This window comes from Paenibacillus aceti (genome assembly GCF_003614185.1).
Taxonomy (GTDB): domain Bacteria; phylum Bacillota; class Bacilli; order Paenibacillales; family Paenibacillaceae; genus Fontibacillus; species Fontibacillus aceti.
Map to the genome: position 1 here is coordinate 776451 of NZ_KZ987724.1, position 2900 is coordinate 779350.

Below are 2900 nucleotides of genomic sequence, written 5' to 3' on the forward strand. Positions count from 1 at the left end.
TATACCTTGCGGCTAAGGAAAAACCGACACGTCGATTTCATGCCCTCTATGACAAGATCTACCGGGAAGATATCATGACCTACGCGTGGAAACAGATCAAAGCAAACAAAGGTAGCGCGGGGATAGATCGAGTAACGATCCAGCAGATTACCGAAGAATATGGAGAGAAACGCTTTATCCAGGAAACCTGTGGTCAACTCAGAAATGGAACGTACCGCCCCTCTCCCGTTCGGAGAGTCGAAATCCCTAAAGGGGATGGTCGAACAAGACCCTTGGGGATTCCAACCCTGCGAGATCGACTGGTACAGATGGCCACAAAAATCGTGCTAGAAGGGATCTTCGAGGCAGATTTCAAGGACTTCTCCTATGGATTCCGCCCGAAACGAGGTGCCCACGATGCGATCCAGAAAATCATGACGACGGTCAATGAAGGGAAAATATACTGGGTCGTCGATGTGGATATCAAAGGATACTTCGATCATATATCGCATGAGAAACTGATGATGCTGGTAGAGAGGCGAGTAAACGATCGTAGAGTATTGAAACTAATCCGCGGATGGTTAAAGGCAGGAATCATAAAAGATGATCAGTTTTATGAATCAGAGCTGGGAAGTCCGCAGGGCGGCGTGATATCTCCATTACTGGCCAATATCTACCTCAACTATCTGGATACGATATGGGAGCAACAATTCTCCCATATCGGTACGCTGGTCCGGTATGCTGACGATTTAGTCGTTTTATGCTACCGAAAAACGGAAGCGATGGAGGCGATTCGCATCTTAAGAACGGTGTTCACCCGCTTGGAACTGGAAATGAACCTAGAGAAGAGTAAGCTGGTGAACATATGGGACGATGATGTGGGTTTTGATTTCTTGGGACATCACTTTCGGAGATTAAAAGTGGCTCGCAAAGGGGGAAAGGAAGCTCATATTTTGAGAAGCTTTCCATCCAAGAAGGCGATGAAGAAAATGCGAGCGACGGTGAAAGAGATAACGGGCTCACGACATCTACTCCACAAGAAAATAAATGACTTGATCGGGGAACTCAATCCAAAAAAGCCGAGGATGGAGGAACTACTACACCCAAGCGGATAAAGGGATAGCAAACCGTTTTCTGAGTAAGATCGATTGGTATATTCGAAGAAGATTGCTAATCTTCTGGAGGAAGAAACACCATAGACGCAGACCGAGCCAGGGGATCTTTGAGTTACTCCAACGAGAGGGTTTGAACTCGGTTACGACGTGGAAAAGGAAAAGTACGTACTGCCCAAGGTGAAGAATGTCGGAAAGCCGTATGCGGGAAAACCGCACGTACGGTTTGATGAGGAGGGGCTGGTAAACCCAGCCCTTTACTCTACAGAATTGGCGAAGCCCCTTTTTGGCGCAGATAGCGATACCACGTTTCGTTAGAAGGTGAGAAGCGGAGCGTACGTAGTGTGCACGAGAGCCTCGGAGAACCCGGCTGAATGCAAGATTCGAAGTCGATTCTGCTCCTTGAATTATTTCGTGCTCAAAAGCGAGCTTTTTGAATTACCTCTATATTTAGGGTTGGGAGGGAAGAGGATGAATATAGGACCACTGCTCCGCACCATGGTAGGCGATGTGCGCCCCGGAGAACCGCGTACACTGGAGCTCAAGTCCGGGCAGGTCGTTCGCGGTACGGTGTTAAGCGTATCTGAGAACGGACAGGAAGCGGTTATTCAAGTGCAGGGGGTGAAGCTTCACGCTGCATTAGAAACCCCACTACAGCAAGGACAAACGACATTATTGCAGGTTCAACCACAGACCCAAGAGGGGATGATGGTGTTAAAGCCGATCAGTGCGCCGACTATGACGAATCTGTCTTCGGCCTCGATCGCCGGAATATTGAATGAATTTGGGCTGGAGAATACTGCAGCCAATCGGGATTTAATTCAATTGATGCAGGCGGGCGGAATTCCGCTGACCAAGGAGAACGTTACTCAATTGCTGAGTTTGTCGACGTTAAAACCGTCCTCGATCCCCTTGTCCGAATGGGTGCAGGCGGCAGGAATTGCGTTAAACCGAGGATTACCTCTAACTGGAGAAACGGTGGGAAGTTTGCATCAAGCGATCTTCGGTCCGCCGCTACACGTGCTGCTATCGACCCTTGAGGAGCAGTTGGCGGCATTTGTGGGAGGGCGCGAACAGAGTCTTCCGGGATCGCCAGAACATCTAAATGGCCAAGCCACGGGTGCGCCATTCCCAGCAGCTTCGGGTGCACAAGGCCTGAATCCGAATGCAGCGGTCGCAGAGAATGCTTCAAACACAGCTGTCCCAAATGCTAACGCTTCGTTGTCGAATGCTTCGGCGTTGTCGGGGAGCTCCACTGCCTCAGTGGTGAACTCGCAAACGGATGCTTCGGTTGCGAGGACGGTTAGCGGAGCTGAGGGACAGTCAGGCGGAGCCTCAGCGGCAGCTCCGGCTGCGGGGGAAGCTGGCGGGAAGGCGGCAGGCATGATGTCGCCTGCGCCTTTGGCGAACGCCGCATTGCCGGCGATGGCCCAGCCTAGTGGCCATCAGACGACGGAGACTTTGCTGCTCAAGCTGCAAAGTCTGTTAACGCAACTGCGCGCGACGATCGCGCAGGATGCGGAAGGGGCGAGCGCCTTGCCGGGCAAAGGGCAAGGCGGCGCGGTACCGACCGCGGCGGAGAACGCGGTCGGCTCTGCCGCAGCCGCAGGCACCGCAGCGAATGCTGCGGCTGCGGCGCAGGCCGGCGAAGCCCCTGCGGGAGCTTCGCCACTGGCACAGCCCCACCCGGCGGAGCCGTGGGTGGGGCGCGTGCTCAAGCTGCTCGGTGCGGAGCACGAGCAGCAGCTGCTGCGCGCGACCGCGAGCGCGCAGCAAGAACCGGCGCCTGCCGCAGGCGAGGCGCCGCGG

The 2900-nt window shown here is 53.7% G+C and carries 3 protein-coding genes; all 3 read left to right on the forward strand.

Translation table 11 applies throughout. The features are described from left to right. On the forward strand, positions 1–1094 hold a 1094-nt coding region (gene ltrA / locus BFJ94_RS03500), incomplete at its 5' end, for a group II intron reverse transcriptase/maturase (RefSeq protein ID WP_120461236.1). Positions 1095–1113: 19 nt separating this feature from the next. After that, the gene (locus BFJ94_RS26185) at positions 1114–1275 is read left to right on the forward strand and encodes a hypothetical protein (RefSeq protein ID WP_229717261.1); all 162 of its coding nucleotides are present in this window, start codon (positions 1114–1116) and stop codon (positions 1273–1275) included. A 287-nt stretch (positions 1276–1562) separates the two neighbouring features. Further along, the coding region (locus BFJ94_RS03510) for a TP0910 N-terminal domain-containing protein (RefSeq protein WP_500690345.1) at positions 1563–2900 on the forward strand (1338 nt) is incomplete at its 3' end.